The 15,111-nt window shown below is 70.8% G+C and carries 14 protein-coding genes; 7 read left to right on the top strand and 7 right to left on the bottom strand.

The genetic code is table 11. The features are described 5' to 3' along the window. Positions 1 to 92 precede the first annotated feature (92 nt). Together ACF059_RS10330 and ACF059_RS10335 are read left to right on the top strand one after the other, a co-directional pair. Positions 93 to 1,325, top strand: a complete 1,233-nt coding sequence (locus ACF059_RS10330) for a serine hydrolase domain-containing protein (RefSeq protein WP_392054177.1) — start codon at positions 93 to 95, stop codon at positions 1,323 to 1,325. Positions 1,326 to 1,390: 65 nt separating this feature from the next. Next, the gene (locus ACF059_RS10335) at positions 1,391 to 2,578 is read left to right on the top strand and encodes a serine hydrolase domain-containing protein (RefSeq protein ID WP_392054180.1); all 1,188 of its coding nucleotides are present in this window, start codon (positions 1,391 to 1,393) and stop codon (positions 2,576 to 2,578) included. A 32-nt stretch (positions 2,579 to 2,610) separates the two neighbouring features. Here the strand turns inward: ACF059_RS10335 and ACF059_RS10340 are convergent, their stop codons facing one another. After that, positions 2,611 to 2,952, bottom strand: a complete 342-nt coding sequence (locus tag ACF059_RS10340; RefSeq protein ID WP_392054183.1) for a HopJ type III effector protein — start codon at positions 2,950 to 2,952, stop codon at positions 2,611 to 2,613. Positions 2,953 to 3,115: 163 nt separating this feature from the next. On the opposite strand from ACF059_RS10340, the gene ACF059_RS10345 reads away from it, so the two are divergent. Beyond that, entirely contained in the window at positions 3,116 to 4,279 is a 1,164-nt protein-coding gene (locus tag ACF059_RS10345; RefSeq protein WP_392054186.1) for a winged helix DNA-binding domain-containing protein, read from the top strand. 45 nt (positions 4,280 to 4,324) lie between these two features. After that, positions 4,325 to 6,019, top strand: a complete 1,695-nt coding sequence (locus tag ACF059_RS10350) for an AMP-binding protein (RefSeq protein WP_392054189.1) — start codon at positions 4,325 to 4,327, stop codon at positions 6,017 to 6,019. A 30-nt stretch (positions 6,020 to 6,049) separates the two neighbouring features. On the opposite strand, the gene ACF059_RS10355 is transcribed toward ACF059_RS10350, so the two are convergent. Beyond that, on the bottom strand, positions 6,050 to 6,538 hold the full coding sequence (locus tag ACF059_RS10355) for a glutathione peroxidase (protein WP_360900855.1): 489 nt from the start codon (positions 6,536 to 6,538) through the stop codon (positions 6,050 to 6,052). A gap of 39 nt (positions 6,539 to 6,577) precedes the next feature. Further along, the gene (locus ACF059_RS10360) at positions 6,578 to 7,384 is read right to left on the bottom strand and encodes a hypothetical protein (RefSeq protein WP_392054192.1); all 807 of its coding nucleotides are present in this window, start codon (positions 7,382 to 7,384) and stop codon (positions 6,578 to 6,580) included. Positions 7,385 to 7,641: 257 nt separating this feature from the next. On the opposite strand from ACF059_RS10360, the gene gcl reads away from it, so the two are divergent. Continuing rightward, entirely contained in the window at positions 7,642 to 9,429 is a 1,788-nt protein-coding gene (gcl, locus tag ACF059_RS10365; RefSeq protein WP_392054195.1) for a glyoxylate carboligase, read from the top strand. A 132-nt stretch (positions 9,430 to 9,561) separates the two neighbouring features. Beyond that, on the top strand, positions 9,562 to 10,371 hold the full coding sequence (locus ACF059_RS10370; RefSeq protein WP_392054198.1) for a hypothetical protein: 810 nt from the start codon (positions 9,562 to 9,564) through the stop codon (positions 10,369 to 10,371). Here the strand turns inward: ACF059_RS10370 and ACF059_RS10375 are convergent. Beyond that, positions 10,353 to 10,913: a PadR family transcriptional regulator gene (locus ACF059_RS10375; protein ID WP_392054201.1), complete on the bottom strand. Its 561-nt coding sequence runs from the start codon at positions 10,911 to 10,913 to the stop codon at positions 10,353 to 10,355. The genes ACF059_RS10370 and ACF059_RS10375 overlap by 19 nt on opposite strands. 88 nt (positions 10,914 to 11,001) lie before the next feature. On the opposite strand from ACF059_RS10375, the gene ACF059_RS10380 reads away from it, so the two are divergent. Next, the gene (locus tag ACF059_RS10380; RefSeq protein WP_392054204.1) at positions 11,002 to 11,778 is read left to right on the top strand and encodes an alpha/beta fold hydrolase; all 777 of its coding nucleotides are present in this window, start codon (positions 11,002 to 11,004) and stop codon (positions 11,776 to 11,778) included. On the opposite strand, the gene ACF059_RS10385 is transcribed toward ACF059_RS10380, so the two are convergent. From ACF059_RS10385 to ACF059_RS10395, 3 genes are all read right to left on the bottom strand, one after another. Beyond that, the gene (locus tag ACF059_RS10385) at positions 11,756 to 11,917 is read right to left on the bottom strand and encodes a hypothetical protein (RefSeq protein ID WP_392054207.1); all 162 of its coding nucleotides are present in this window, start codon (positions 11,915 to 11,917) and stop codon (positions 11,756 to 11,758) included. The genes ACF059_RS10380 and ACF059_RS10385 overlap by 23 nt on opposite strands. Positions 11,918 to 12,457: 540 nt before the next feature. Continuing rightward, on the bottom strand, positions 12,458 to 13,915 hold the full coding sequence (locus tag ACF059_RS10390; RefSeq protein WP_392054210.1) for a catalase: 1,458 nt from the start codon (positions 13,913 to 13,915) through the stop codon (positions 12,458 to 12,460). 245 nt (positions 13,916 to 14,160) lie between these two features. Further along, complete coding sequence (locus ACF059_RS10395) at positions 14,161 to 15,063, bottom strand: 2-hydroxy-3-oxopropionate reductase (protein WP_392056577.1); 903 nt, start codon at positions 15,061 to 15,063, stop codon at positions 14,161 to 14,163. Between the last annotated feature and the right edge of the window lie 48 nt (positions 15,064 to 15,111).

Below are 15,111 nucleotides of genomic sequence, written 5' to 3' on the forward strand. Positions count from 1 at the left end.
TTCTCCCGCCTTCCCGCGATGCGGCCCCCTGCCCACGCGAAGCAGGATCGTGCCCAGAAACCAAACGCCAACCACCTCCCAGGAGTTGACTCATGCGTGCTCAGAGCCGGCAGGGCCGCCGCCACTCGGACCGGCAGCAGGGCGGCGGCAGGCGCCGACGAGGTGCGTCGGCCGCGGCCGTGGCCGCCGTGGCCGTCGGCGCCATCACCCTGGGCGTCCTCGCCCCGCCCACCGCCCTCGCCTCGGCCTCCGCCTCCGCCGTCTCCGCTCTCTCCTCCGCCTCCGCGTCTGCCGCCGCACGGCCCGACGCCGTCCAGCGGGCCCTGGACGCACTCGTGCGCGACGACGGGATGCCCGCCGCGCTGGCGAGCGTCAAGGACCGCAGCGGCCGCACCCGCACCTACACCGCAGGAGTAGGCGACCTGGCCACCGGCTCGAAGGTGCCGAGGGACGGCCGGATACGGATCGGCAGCAACACCAAGGCGTTCACCGCGGTCGTGGTCCTGCAACTGGTCGCCGAAGGCAAGATCGGCCTCGACTCCTTCATCGACACCCACCTCCCCGGCCTCGTCCGCGGAGACGGGATCGACGGACGCAACATCACCGTCCGCCACCTCCTCCAGCACACCAGCGGACTCCCCGAGTACGGGATCCACGTCGACGACGGCGAGATCAGGAACCGGTACTTCGAGCCGCGCGAGCTCCTCGACCTAGCCCTCCGGTACAAGGCCGACGGCGCTCCGGGGGAGAAGTGGGGGTACAGCAACACCAACTACATCCTGGCCGGCCTGCTCGTCCAGAAGATCACCGGCCGCCCCCTCGCCGAGGAGATGGACCGGCGCATCATCCAGCGCATCGGACTGCGCCACACCTACTTCCCCGCCCCCGGCGACATGACCATCCGCGAGCCGCACCCCCAGGGCTACCACCGCAGCCCGCAGGACGGGCCGTTGCGCGACTTCACGGAGATGGACCCCTCCGCAGGATGGGCCGCGGGCCAGCTGATCTCCACCAACTCCGATCTCAACCGCTTCTACACCGAGCTCCTCGCCGGCCGCCTCCTCCCGCCGGCCCAGCTCGCCGAGATGCGCACGACCGTCCCCGCCGGCACCACCGGTCTGCGCTACGGGCTGGGGCTGACGAGCAGGCCCCTGTCGTGCGGCGGCGTCTACTGGGGCCACGGCGGCGACATCGCCGGTTTCGAGACCCGGGGCGGCGTCACCGACGACGGCCGCGCCGCCAACGTCGCGGTCACCGCCATCCCGGAGGGCGAGGCGGCCACGCAGCACGTGAAGGACGCCGTGGACAAGGCCCTGTGCGGATAGACCGGGCCCCGGCGACCGGCCGTAGGACGACCCCGCGATTCCAACGACTTCTCTGGAGTTCACTCATGCCTGCACAGACATTCTCACGGCTCCGCTCGCCCGGCCGGCGACGGGGCGCGCGGCGACGGGCCCTGCCCGCCGCGACCGCGCTGGCCATCGGCGCCATCACGCTGGGCGTCCTCGCCCCACCCGCCTTCGCCTCCGAGCCGCCCGCCCCCGCCGCCGCCCGGCCGGGCACCGTCCAGCAGCACCTGAACGCGCTGGTGCGCGACGACGGGATGCCCGCCGCCCTGGCGAGCGTCAAGGGCCGTCACGGCCCCAGCCGCACCTACACCGCGGGGGTCGGCGACCTGGCCACCGGCGCCCCCGTACCCGTCGACGGGCAGGTACGGATCGGCAGCAACACCAAGACCTTCGTCGCCGTGGTCGTCCTCCAGCTCGTCGCGGAGCGCAGGCTGGCCCTGGACGCCTACGTCGACACCTACCTGCCCGGCCTCGTCCGCGGGGAGGGCATCGACGGACGGCACATCACCGTCCGCCATCTCCTCCAGCAGACCAGCGGACTTCCCAACTACAGCAACTACCTCGGGGACGACGTCCGGTACTACGACCCCCGCGAACTGCTCGCCACGGCCCTGCGGCACCCGGCCGACTTCGCCCCCGGCAAGGGGTGGAAGTACAGCAACACCAACTACGTGCTCGCCGGCCTGATCGTCCAGGAGGTCACCAAACGCCCCCTGGCCGAGGAGATCGACCAGCGCATCGTCCGGCGGATCGGGCTGCGCCACACCTACTTCCCCGCCCCCCGTGACGCGGGCATCCGCGAGCCCCACCCCCACGGCTACTACCGCGAGTCGGCGGACGCCCCGCTGCGCGACATCACGGAGATCGACCCCTCGTGGGGCTGGGCGGCAGGCCAGATGGTCTCCACCAACTCCGACCTCAACCGGTTCTTCGGCGCACTCCTGGCCGGCCGCCTCCTGCCCGCGGAGCAACTCGACCAGATGCGCTCCACCGTCCCGGCCGAAGAGACGTTCGGCCCCGGCGCCCGCTACGGCCTGGGACTCGTCAGCCGGCCGCTGCCGTGCGGCGGCCTCTCCTGGGGCCACGGTGGCAGCTTCCCGGGATACGAGAGCCGCGGCGGCGTCACCGACGACGGCCGCGCCGCCAACGTCACGGTCACGATGCAGCTCACCGACGAGGCGAGCCGACGGAAGCTCGAACGCACCGTGGACACCGCCCTGTGCCGCTGAGCAGCATGCGGTCGTGGGGCGCGTACCAGGGTTCAGCTCTTGCGGGTCAGCGGCTGCCCGGCGAAGCTCACGCCCGCCAGGCCGTGGGCCATGAGGTTGCGGATGTTGCTGTGATCCGTGCCGTCCGGCGTCGCCAGCACGCTGCGGTAGTGCTCACCGAACGCCAGCAGCGCCTCTTCGTCGCTCAGCCCTTCCAGCAGGGCCAGGCCCAGCGTCTTGCAGGAACCCTCGTTCTCGCCTGCGGCGTTGTCCACGTCCCCGTTGCGGAACGCCTGCGGCTGATAGGCGTAGTGCGCGGAGACGAAGGCCAGGGTGTCGGCGAACGCGTGCTCACCGGACGCAAGGCTTGCCCGCAGCACATCCAGGTCGGTCATGTTGATCCTCTGAGTTGATCGGACGCTCCGATTGCCGTCCGTGACCGGAAGACATTAGCCGGTTCCGGTCCGGGCGGTCGGTCAAGGTGGGGCCTGCGCGCAAGGGGCGCGGAGGGCGGAGTCGCGGACAGAAACTGTCCGCAAGGAGGGCTAGCTTGCTGTCATGGCCTCCAGGACGACGCATCCGAAGCACCCGAAGCACCCCGTACTCGACACCCGCGCTCTCAACCGTGCCACCCTCGCCCGCCAGCTCCTGCTGCGCCGTGCCGAGATGTCCGCGCGGGACGCCGTGGCCCACCTGCTCGGACTGCAGGCGCAGAACGTCAAGCCGCCCTACTTCCAGCTCCACGCCCGGCTCGCCGGTTTCCGCCCCGCCGAGCTGGCCGGGCTCATGGAGTCCCGTGAGGTGGTCCGGATGGTCACCATGCGTTCCACCATCCACACCCACACCGCGCAGGACGCGCTCACTCTGCGTCCGCTCGTCCAGCCCGCCCGCGAGCGCGAGGTCAGCTATTTCCGCAAGGGGCTCGTCGGGGTGGACCTGGACCGGCTGGCGCAACGTGCCCGCGCGTTTGTCGAGGCCGAGCCGCGCACCATGGCCGAGATCCGCGAGGAACTGCTCCGAGAGTGGCCCGGCGCCGACCCGCAGTCCTTGTCCGTCGCCGCGCGCTGCCGGCTGCCGCTGGTGCAGGTCACCCCGCGCGGGGTGTGGGGGCGCAGCGGGCAGGTCAGGCTGACCACCGTGGAGAGCTGGCTGGGGCGGGAGGCGGGCGCGGCGCAGCCGGTGGACGAGGTCGTACGGCGCTACCTCTCCGCCTTCGGGCCCGCATCCGTCAAGGACATGCAGGTCTGGGCGGGGCTCACCCGGCTGCGGGAGGCCTTCGAGCGGCTGCGGCCCGGGCTGCTCGCCTTCCGGGACGAGCACGGCGTGGAACTCTTCGACCTTCCCGACGCGCCCCGCCCCGACCCGGACACCCCGGCGCCACCCCGCTTCCTCCCCGAATTCGACAACGTCCTGCTCTCGCACGCCGACCGCACCCGCGTGATCGCCCCCGCGGCCAAGGGGCGTGCCTGGACCGGGAACCAGGCCCACTGCACGCTCCTCGTCGACGGGTTCCTCGCCGGTCTGTGGAAGCTGAAGGGGGACGTGCTCACCGTCGAGCCGTTCGGCGACCTCTCGCCGGCGCAGCGCGAGGAGGTGGTCGCCGAGGGGGAGCGGATGGCCGCCGACATGCGCGGGGCCGAGGGCGCGGACACGGACACGGACGCGGGCGCAGGCGACCACGCAGGCAGGGTTTCCGTCCGCTTCGGGTCAATCCGCGGCTGACGCCGCTCTGGTGGTCCCCGGACCGGACGCGGCACGATGCCTGCCATGACGACCGACAGCACGCAGCACAGCGCCACCGCCCAGTTCCTGGCCGCGCGGGACTTCCTGCTGGAACGCCGCGGTGACTACGAAGCCGCCCACTCCGGATTCACCTGGCCCCGCCCCCGTCACTTCAACTGGGCCCTGGACTGGTTCGACCAGCTCGCCGCCGGCAACGACGCGGACGCCCTGCGCATCGTCGAGGAGGACGGCACCAGCGAGGGCGTCACCTTCGCGGAGCTCTCCGTACGGTCCGACGCGGCCGCCCACTGGCTGCGCGAGCAGGGCGTCGCGCCCGGCGACCGGATCCTCGTCATGCTCGGCAACCAGCGCGAGCTCTGGGAGGTGATGCTCGGCGCGATGAAACTGCGCGCCGTCGTCATCCCCGCGACCCCGCTGCTCGGCCCGGCCGACCTGCGCGACCGGGTGGAGCGCGGCCGCGTCCGCCACGTCATCGCGCGCGCCGAGGACACCGCCAAGTTCGACGAGGTGCCGGGCGACTACACCCGGATCGCCGCCGGGCCGCAGGCCCCGTCCGGCTGGCGGCGGCTGGCCGACATGCACGAGGGGGCCGGCCGTTCCTTCAGCCCGGACGGGGAGACGCTCGCCACCGACCCGCTGATGCTGTACTTCACCTCGGGTACCACCGCCCGCCCCAAGCTCGTCGAGCACACGCACGCCTCGTACCCCATCGGGCACCTCTCCACCATGTACTGGCTCGGGCTGCGCCCCGGCGACGTCCACCTCAACATCGCCTCGCCCGGCTGGGCCAAGCACGCCTGGTCCAACCTCTTCGCCCCCTGGAACGCCGGCGCGACCGTCTTCGTCCACAACTACACCCGCTTCGACGCCGAGCGTTTGATGGCCGAGATGGACCGGCACGGCGTGACCACCTTCTGCGCCCCGCCCACCGTGTGGCGGATGCTGATCCAGTCCGACCTCACCCGGCTCGCCCGGCCCCCGCGCGAAGCGGTCGCCGCCGGGGAGCCCCTCAACCCGGAGGTCATCGAGAAGGTCCGCGAGGCCTGGGGCATCACCATCCGCGACGGCTTCGGCCAGACCGAGACGACCCTCCAGGTCGGCAACTTCCCCGGCGTGCCCGTCAAGCCCGGCTCGATGGGCCGGCCCGCGCCCGGCTACCAGATCGTCCTGCTGGACCCGGTCACCGGCAAGGAGTCCGCCGACGAGGGCGAACTCTGCGTGGACCTGCGCACCCGGCCCGCGGGCGTGACGACCGGCTACCGCGACGACCCGGAGCGCACCGCCGAGGCGATGGCGGACGGGCTCTACCGCACCGGCGACATCGCCTCGCGCGACGCCGACGGGTACCTCACCTACATCGGGCGCTCCGACGACGTCTTCAAGGCCTCCGACTACAAGATCAGCCCGTTCGAGCTGGAGAGCGCCCTGCTGGAGCACGAGGCGGTCGCGGAGGCCGCCGTGGTACCGGCCCCCGACGAGCTGCGGCTGGCGGTCCCCAAGGCGTACGTCACGCTCGCGGCCGGCTGGGAGCCCGGTCCGGAGACGGCCCGGGTGCTGTTCGAGCACTCCCGCGCGGTGCTGGCCCCGTACAAGAGGATCCGCCGCATCGAGTTCGCCGCGCTCCCGAAGACCGTGTCCGGAAAGATCCGCCGGGTGGAACTCCGGGAGCTGACCGCGGCCGGCTCGGCGGGGGAGTACCACGAGGCCGACCTGCTCTGAGGCCGGGCGGTACGGCCCCCGAAGACGGCCTTACGCGGGCAGGTGAGCCTCGATCGCCGCGATGACCTCGGGGGACTCGGGCTCGGTGCGCGGACGGAAGCGCGCCACGACCTCACCGGCGGGGGAGATCAGGAACTTCTCGAAGTTCCACTGGATGTCCCCCGCCTCGCCCTCCGCGTCCGGGGTCTTCACCAGCTCCTGGTAGAGCGGGTGCCGGTTCTCACCGTTGACCTCGGACTTCTCCAGGATCGGGAAGGTGACGCCGAAGCCGGCCGCGCAGAAGGTCTGGATGTCGTCGGCGTTGCCGGGCTCCTGCTCGCCGAACTGGTTGCAGGGCACGCCGATGACGGTGAAGCCCTTCTCCTCGTACTTGAACTGCAGGCGCGCCAGTCCCGAGTACTGCGGGGTGAGCCCGCACTGCGAGGCGGTGTTCACCAGCAGGATCGCCTTGCCCTTGTGGGCCGCCAGGCTGGTGGGCTCGTCGGACAGGGTGGTCAGCGGAATGTCGTACAGGCTCATCGGGCTCTCCTCGGCAAGCGGTGAGTAACGCCTCCGAGATTAGGCCCCCGACCCCACCAGCTCGTCCGCCGGGTCGTTGACCGGCTGCGGCATGCCCGTCAGGTCCATGACGAACAGCGGTATCCCGAGATCGTCCGCGCGCGTGCGGGCGTCCTCGGTGTACCCGGCGAGCGCGAAGTAGACGCTGGTCGCGGAGGCCGTGAGTCCGTTCAGCCAGACGCACTCCACCGCCCGCAGCCCGGCCGGCGCGGTGGTCGGGTCCACCTGCGCGACCAGCCCGGGAGCCCGCAGGTCCACGGCGGCCGACGGGATCGGGCGCCCGTCGGGCTGCCGTACGTCCTGGAAGCCGAGCCAGCGCAGGTACAGCGCGGCCGTGGCCACTGCGTCGCGGGCCGTACGGATGGTCACCGGGCGGAACGCGGGCCGCGGCACGGCCGCGGTCGGCGGCAGCGGTATGTGCGGCGCGGGCGCGGAGCCGGCGTCCCGGCCGGGCGGGGGTGCGGAGGCGGCGGTCGCTGAGCCGGCGGGCGGGTTCGTCAGACCCGCCGGGCCCGTCGGATCGGCCGGCCCCTCCTGCTGCTCCAGCGGGTGCACGGGAAGGCGCACCACCGTCCCGCAGGAGCCGCACCCCACCTCCGGGTGCGGCCACTCGCTCTCCCGCCCGCAGGCGGCGCACCGCACCGCCACCCAGGTGTCCGACCAGGTGCGGTGGGTCAGCGGCAGCGGAGGCGCCGCCAGATCCAGCGGGGGATGGACCGGGCTCCCGCAGGCGCACGGGAAGACCGGTGCGGTGTAGCCGTTCTCGCGCAGGCACGCCGGGCAGCGCACCGGTACCGCTTCCGCCATGAGACCTGGACCCCCTCCGTCGCTGTGCGTGGGTCCATGCTCCACCACCGGCTACCGCCGGGGCGAGAGCGCACGCCATTTCGGGTCGTCGCCCCGGTCATTTGTGCAACCGACAGGCCGAGACGCGGCTTTTGGTGGCTTCGGGGGTCCCCTCCTGCCTTGACGAGAGGGGGAGCCCCGCATAGCTTGTTCCGTATAGCAGAACAAAACTTCCGGATTACGGAAAAGCCTGACCGCCAGACCCGCAGGAGAACTCGATGCCCCGTATGACAGCCGCCGCCGCTGCAGTGGAGATCCTCAAGCTCGAGGGCGTTTCGCAAGCGTTCGGCGTGCCCGGCGCTGCGATCAACCCGTTCTACCGGGAGCTCAAGAACGTGGGCGGCATCAACCACACGCTGGCCCGCCACGTCGAGGGCGCCTCGCACATGGCCGAGGGCTACACCCGTGCCAAGGCGGGCAACATCGGTGTCTGCATCGGTACGTCCGGCCCCGCCGGCACCGACATGATCACCGGCCTGTACTCGGCCATCGCGGACTCCATCCCGATCCTGTGCATCACCGGTCAGGCCCCGGTCTCGAAGCTCCACAAGGAGGACTTCCAGGCCGTCGACATCGCCTCGATCGCCAAGCCGGTCACCAAGGCGGCCACGACGGTCCTGGAGGCCGCGCAGGTCCCCGGCGTCTTCCAGCAGGCCTTCCACCTCATGCGCTCCGGCCGTCCCGGCCCGGTCCTCATCGACCTGCCGATCGACGTCCAGCTGACCGAGATCGAGTTCGACCCGGCGACCTACCAGCCGCTGCCGGTCTACAAGCCGACGGCCAACCGCGCCCAGGCCGAGAAGGCCCTGCAGTTCCTGCTGGAGTCCGAGCGCCCGCTGATCGTCTCCGGCGGCGGCATCATCAACGCCGACGCCTCCGACCTGCTGGTCGAGTTCGCCGAGCTGACCGGCGTCCCGGTCATCTCCACCCTCATGGGCTGGGGCACCATCCCGGACGACCACGAGCTGAGCGCGGGCATGGTCGGCGTCCAGACCTCGCACCGCTACGGCAACGCGACCTTCCTGGAGTCGGACTTCGTCCTCGGCATCGGCAACCGCTGGGCCAACCGTCACACCGGTTACAACCTGGACGCCTACACCAAGGGCCGCAAGTTCGTCCACGTCGACATCGAGCCCACCCAGATCGGCAAGATCTTCGCCCCGGACTTCGGCTTCGCCTCCGACGCCAAGGCCGCGCTGGAGCTCTTCATCGAGGTCGCCAAGGAGCTCAAGGCCGAGGGCAAGCTGCCCGACTTCAGCGCCTGGGCCGCCTCCGCCCAGGAGCGCAAGGCCACGCTGCAGCGCCGCACGCACTTCGAGAACATCCCGATGAAGCCGCAGCGCGTGTACGAGGAGATGAACAAGGCCTTCGGCCCGGAGACGCGCTACGTCACCACCATCGGCCTCTCCCAGATCGCCGGCGCGCAGATGCTGCACGTCTACAAGCCGCGCAACTGGATCAACTGCGGCCAGGCCGGCCCGCTCGGCTGGACCATCCCGGCCGCGATCGGCGCCGCCACCGCGGACCCGGAGACCCCGATCGTCGCGCTCTCGGGCGACTACGACTTCCAGTTCATGATCGAGGAGCTCGCGGTCGCCGCGCAGCACAAGGTCCCCTACGTCCACGTCCTGGTGAACAACGCCTACCTGGGCCTGATCCGTCAGGCGCAGGGCGGCCTGGGCATCAACTTCGAGGTCAACCTCGAATTCGAGAACATCAACACCCCCGAGCTGGGCGTCTACGGCGTCGACCACGTCAAGGTCGCCGAGGGCCTGGGCGTCAAGGCCATCCGCGTCACCGACCCGGAGGAGCTGGGCGCCGCCTTCGAGCAGGCCAAGAAGCTGGCCCAGGAGTTCCAGGTCCCGGTCGTCGTCGAGGCCATCCTGGAGCGCGTCACCAACATCTCGATGAGCAAGACGGTCGACATGAGCGACGTCACCGAGTTCGAGGAACTCGCCACCGAGCCGGGCCACGCCCCGACCGCGATCAAGCCCCTCCAGGTCTGATCACCCCCGGCACTCGCCAACCCGTAACGACCCCCGCCCCTCCTCAGAGGGCCGGGGGTCGTTCCGTTGCCCTTCGCGCATGAGAGGGCCTGGCGAGCCGCATTGTCGGTGCGGTGCGCTTCACTGACCGTCATGGAGCTCACGCACGAGGCCGTCAATGACCTGTTGGCCCGACTCGGCCCGGGGGACGGCTACCTCTACCTGCCCGGCGACCTGGACTTGCAGGAACTGACCGACCTTCTCGCAGGCAGGTACGGCGTCCCGCGCACCCTCGTCCTCGACGGCTTCACCGATCCGACGGTCGACGATTCCAGGGGCGCGGCTCTCCTCGTCCCCTTCGGCACCCGCGCCGTGACGCTGCGGGCGTGGGCGTACGGGGATCAGTGGATCGGCACGGGGACGGCGCGCGACCCCGAAGGGGCCGAGCGGTCGGTGCTGGTAGTGGGTGGCAGGGATGTGCCCGAGCCCGTCGCTCCGGACGAGGGCGAGCACGAGGGCGCGGACACCGACTGGGTGGAGCGGCTCAGGCTGATCACCGGCTGGACACTGCCCGACCAACGGCCGGACGTGGACTGGGCGGCGATGGAGTCCCGCCTGGGCACCGCGCTGCCGAGCGACTACAAGCGCATGGTCGAGACGTTCGGCAAGGGCGCCTTCGACGCATTCCTGGACCTGAACCAGGAGCCGTGGACGGACCTCAGGGAGGACGGCCTGCTCATCTGGGCCGGCACGGAGCACGAGAACCTGTACTGCTGGAGGACCGACGGCGACGACCCCGACCGCTGGCCGGTCGTGATCCGGTCCTTCGACGGTGAGGACGTCCCCTTCGACTGCCCAGCCGCCGAGTTCGTCTGCCGCGTCCTCACCGACCCGCACCACCCGTTCACGATGGCCCGCTTCTTCGACACGCACTGGTTCATGAACTACGGACAGAGCGGCTGACCGAACCCGCCCGCGGCGGTGCTCTCCAGGTCGGTGAGGGTGGCGTGGAGCCAGGTGAGCTCCGCTTGGGTGGTGGCGCGGGCGATGGTGAGGATGCCGTGGCGGAACGGGTCCTCCAAGTCCTCGGCGCGCAGGGGGCGTTCACCGTCGTAGAAGAAGCTGGCGGGTTCCTCCAGGAAGGCGAGGCGGCGCCGCAGGACCGCGGCCTGGGCGGCGGGGTCGTCGAGGTGGCGCAGGAAGGCCAGGAGGGTGAACCAGCGGTTCTCGTCCGTCACTTCGGGGCCGTCCGCGTCGGCGAGACGGCGCCTGAGCTCCTCCCGGCCCGTGGGGGTGAGGGTGAGGACCTGGCGCGGCGCGGCGGCCGGCCCGGGCCGGGTCTCGCGTACCAGCAGGCCGGCCTTCTCCAGGCGCTTGATGGCCGGGTAGAGGGTCGACTCGCCCACCGGGCGTACGTGGCCGGTGAGGGCGGTGATGCGTTTGCGCAGCTCGTAGCCGTGCAGCGGGGTCTCGTAGAGGAAGCCGAGGATGGACAGTTCCAGCATGCCCGCATTCTCTCCCAGGTGAGCCGATGGCGTAGTACTACGGCGGCGTAGTACTGTGACGGCGAAGTATTCGAGAGGGGAGTGCACGGTGCGCGAGGCACGGTTCGACGAGCGGGGCAGCGTCATCCGATGGACCGAGGCGGCCGGGGAGGAGCCCGCGGTCGTGTTCGTGCACGGCCTCGGCGCCGCGTCGACCGTCTACCACGCGCACATCGCCGCCCGCCCCGAACTCGCCCGCCGACGCGTCCTGTTCGTCGACCTTCCGGGACATGGCATCAGCGACCGGCCGGCCGCCTTCGACTACCGGCTCGAAGACCACGCCGACGCCCTGGCCGCCGCGCTCGACGCGGCCCGGGTGCGCGCCGGGGTGATCGCCGGACACAGCATGGGCGGTGCGGTCGCGATCGTCCTGGCCCACCGCAGGCCCGATCTGGTGGGACGGCTCGTCGTCACCGAGGGCAACCTCGACGCGTTTCCGGAGCCGACGGCCGGCAGCAGCGGCATCGCGTCGTACACGGAGGAGCAGTTCGTACGGGGCGGGGGCTTCGCCCGCGTCCTGGAGCGCGTCGGCCCGGCCTGGGCCGCCACCATGCGCCTGGCCGATCCGCTCGCCCTGCACCGCTCCGCCACCCACCTGGTACGGGGCACCGAGCCCGTGATGCGGGACATGTTCGTCGACGCGCGCGTCCCGCGCGTCTACCTCCAGGGCGAGCTCAGCGGCGACCTGCCCGGCGCGGAGGGGCTCCGGGCCGCCGGCGTGGACGTCGTGACCGTCCCCGGCGCCGGTCACAACATCATGTTCGACCACCCCGACGCCTTCGCCGACGCGGTGGCCGCCAGGATCACCACTGGGGTGGGCCGATGACGGACTGGCCGATCTGCTCCGCCAGCCAGGAGGCGTGCCGTTCCTCGGACCCGTCGAGATTCCTGCGGCGCACGTGGACGAGCACGGTGTGGTCACCGGAGCGCTGGTCGAGGCCCTGGGTTCGGCAGTTGAACAGCAAAGAGGCCCGGGCGTTATCGGCTTCGCCGTGGCTCCTGCGCCCCGCCGTGGGCGCAGCCGACGGCGGGGCGCAGGGCCCACAGCGGCAGGTGCGGGGAGAGGAAGTCCGGATCGCCGGAGAGCTCGGGCGCGTGGACTGCGCCGTGCAAGCCCGTCGGGTCGGAAACGGCAAAGCGCCGAGTCACGGGACCGTCCGTGACTCGGCGCTCTGGTTGGTTCCGCCCGACGGAGCGAGGCTGGCGCGACAGGACGTTCGCACCGCCGGGCGGAGTAGGAGGTCCTCGTACCCCCGGGGGACTCTGTGCGCGGCCCCCGCGGGAAGAGGATGGCTGGGACCGTGGTGGTCGGGCGACGAGAACTCCGGCGCCGTCTCCCTCAGGTCAAGAGACGGGCCTCGGAACCCATTACCACCGCACTGGCTCGCACGCCCACCACGGTCCTCGTCCTGCCCTCACTGCGTACCACCCCTCATCCGGGCAAGCAGCTCGGGCCAGCACCCGGGGCCTGACCTCCCGTCAGGCCCCCGGTACAGCTGTGCGGCTCAGGCGTCGCGCAGGGCGCGGACGGCCTCCTCGACGCGCTTGCCGTAGTCGGCGTCGGCGGCGTGGAAGTGAGCCAGGTTCTTCTCGATGACGTCTTCCAGCGTGACCTGGGACAGGCCGCCGGCGATGTTCGCCACCAGACGCTGCTTCTCGGCCTCCGACATCAGGCGGTAGAGCTCACCGGCCTGGAAGAAGTCGTCGTCCTTGGTGTGGGCCGGGGCCTCGTGGGTGCCCGTGTAGCCGGAGACGGCCTTCGGGGCGCCCAGCGCCAGACCGGTCTCGGCCGGACCCTGGTACGAGTTGGGCTCGTAGTTCTTGTCGTGGCGCGAGCCGTTGCGCAGCGCCATGACGCCGTCGCGGCCGTAGTTGTCGGCCTTCGTCGCCTTCGGGGCGTTGACCGGCAGCTGGGTGTGGTTCACACCGAGGCGGTAGCGCTGCGCGTCGGCGTACGCGAAGAGACGGCCCTGGAGCATCTTGTCCGGCGAGGCGGTGATGCCCGGGACGAAGTTGTTCGGGGAGAAGGCGGACTGCTCGACCTCGGCGAAGACGTTGTCCGGGTTGCGGTCGAGGACCAGACGGCCCACGCGCTGCAGCGGGTAGTCGGCGTGCGGCCACACCTTGGTGAGGTCGAACGGGTTGAAGCGGTAGTCCGCGGCCTCGGCGGCGGGCATGATCTGCACGTACAGGGTCCACGAGGGGTTCACACCGCGCTCGATGGCCTGGAGCAGGTCGGTCTGGTGCGAGTTGGCGTCCTTGCCGACGAGCTCGGCGGCCTGCTCGCTCGACAGGCAGCGGATGCCCTGGTTCGTCTTGAAGTGGTACTTGACGAAGAAGGCCTCGCCCTGGGCGTTGGTCCACTGGTAGGTGTGGGAGCCGTAGCCGTTCATGTGACGGTACGACGCCGGTATGCCGCGGTCACCCATCAGCCAGGTGATCTGGTGCGTCGCCTCGGGGGCGTGCGCCCAGAAGTCCCAGACGTTGTCCGGCTCCTGCTTGCCCGTGAAGGGGTCGCGCTTCTGGGAGTGGATGAAGTCGGGGAACTTGATCGGGTCCTTGATGAAGAACACCGGGGTGTTGTTGCCGACGAGGTCGTAGTTGCCCTCTTCGGTGTAGAACTTCAGCGCGAAGCCGCGCGGGTCGCGGACGGCGTCCGCGCCGCCGAGGGAGTCCGCGACGGTGGAGAACCGCAGGAAGGTCTCGGTCTTCTTGCCGACCGTGTTCAGGAACGCGGCGCTGGTGTACGCGGTGACGTCGTCGGTCACCTCGAAGTAGCCGTACGCGGCCGAGCCGCGGGCGTGCACCACGCGCTCCGGGATGCGCTCGCGGTTGAAGCGGGCGAGCTTCTCCAGGAGCTGCTGGTCCTGGATCAGGAGCGGGCCACCGACGCCGGCGGTGGCGGAGTTCTGATTGTCGGCGACCGGGGCGCCGGACTCGGTCGTCAGCGTGCGCTTCGACATGGTGACCTTCCGTACGGGTAACTGCTGACGGAAAGCGTCTTCCGTCATGCGGAGCCTAATTTCGGCACGAACTAAACGTCAACAGTTTGTTGAACGAAGTTGAGGAGAGGTAATCCGGACGGCGTCGGCACTTGGGCGCGACAGGACAGGTGTCAGCACCGACGCCATCCGGAAACTCAGACCCCCGTGAGGGGGAGGGGTGCCCCCGTGAGGGGGAGGGGCGGCCCGGCGAGCGGGCCGCGGGCTCAGACCTGCGCGCCGGAGAGGCGCTCGACGGCGCGGAGCAGGGCCGAGTGGTCCAGGCCGCCGTCACCCTGGGCGCGCAGCGAGGCCACGAGCTGGGCGACGACCGCGCCGACCGGCAGGGCCGCACCGACGTTGCGGGCGGCGTCGGTGACGATGCCCATGTCCTTGTGGTGCAGGTCGATCCGGAAACCGGGCTTGAAGTCGCGGTTCAGGAAGTTGTCCTTCTTGCGGGTCAGGACCGTGGAACCGGCCAGCCCACCGTTGAGAACGTCCAGGGCGGCCTGGAGGTTCACGCCGGACTTCTCCAGGAAGACCACGGCCTCGGCGCACGCCTGGATGTTCACCGCGACGATGAGCTGGTTGGCGGCCTTGACCGTCTGGCCGGAGCCGTGCGGACCGCAGAGCACGATGGTCTTGCCGAGGGCCTCCAGGACCGGCAGGGCCTCGTCGAAGTCGGCCTGCTCGCCACCCACCATGATCGACAGGACGGCCTCGATGGCGCCGGCCTCGCCGCCGGACACGGGGGCGTCGATGACGCGGATGCCCTTCTCGGCGGCGTTCTTCGCGAGGTCGATCGAGGTCTGGGGCGTGATCGACGACATGTCGATGATCAGCGCGCCGGACTTCGCGTTCTCCAGGATGCCGTTCTCACCGTAGGAGATGGCCTCGACCTGCGGGGAGGCGGGCACCATCGTGATGATGACGTCGGCGTCCTTGACGGCCTCGGCGATCGAGCCGGCCGCGGTGCCGCCGGCGGCGGCCAGGCGGTCCAGCTTGTCCTGCTCCAGGGTGAAACCGGTGACCGAGTAACCGGCCTTGAGGAGGTTCTCGGCCATGGGGGAGCCCATGATGCCGAGACCGATCCAGGCAATCTTCGGGAGCGCAGTGGGGTTGCTCATGATGAGGGTCCTTCTCTTAATGCTTTGTACGAAAAGTTCGTGACGTGCCTG

The sequence above is a fragment of the Streptomyces sp. NPDC016562 genome (assembly GCF_043076955.1).
Lineage (GTDB): Bacteria > Actinomycetota > Actinomycetes > Streptomycetales > Streptomycetaceae > Streptomyces.

Coding starts and splice junctions, on each gene's coding strand:
- ACF059_RS10360 (WP_392054192.1), bottom strand. CDS start 7,384: ATGGCGGAAGCGGTACCGGTGCGCTGCCCGGCGTGCCTGCGCGAGAAC.
- ACF059_RS10345 (WP_392054186.1), top strand. CDS start 3,116: ATGGCCTCCAGGACGACGCATCCGAAGCACCCGAAGCACCCCGTACTC.
- ACF059_RS10355 (WP_360900855.1), bottom strand. CDS start 6,538: ATGAGCCTGTACGACATTCCGCTGACCACCCTGTCCGACGAGCCCACC.
- ACF059_RS10370 (WP_392054198.1), top strand. CDS start 9,562: ATGGAGCTCACGCACGAGGCCGTCAATGACCTGTTGGCCCGACTCGGC.
- ACF059_RS10330 (WP_392054177.1), top strand. CDS start 93: ATGCGTGCTCAGAGCCGGCAGGGCCGCCGCCACTCGGACCGGCAGCAG.
- ACF059_RS10375 (WP_392054201.1), bottom strand. CDS start 10,913: ATGCTGGAACTGTCCATCCTCGGCTTCCTCTACGAGACCCCGCTGCAC.
- ACF059_RS10335 (WP_392054180.1), top strand. CDS start 1,391: ATGCCTGCACAGACATTCTCACGGCTCCGCTCGCCCGGCCGGCGACGG.
- ACF059_RS10340 (WP_392054183.1), bottom strand. CDS start 2,952: ATGACCGACCTGGATGTGCTGCGGGCAAGCCTTGCGTCCGGTGAGCAC.
- ACF059_RS10390 (WP_392054210.1), bottom strand. CDS start 13,915: ATGTCGAAGCGCACGCTGACGACCGAGTCCGGCGCCCCGGTCGCCGAC.
- ACF059_RS10350 (WP_392054189.1), top strand. CDS start 4,325: ATGACGACCGACAGCACGCAGCACAGCGCCACCGCCCAGTTCCTGGCC.
- gcl (WP_392054195.1), top strand. CDS start 7,642: ATGCCCCGTATGACAGCCGCCGCCGCTGCAGTGGAGATCCTCAAGCTC.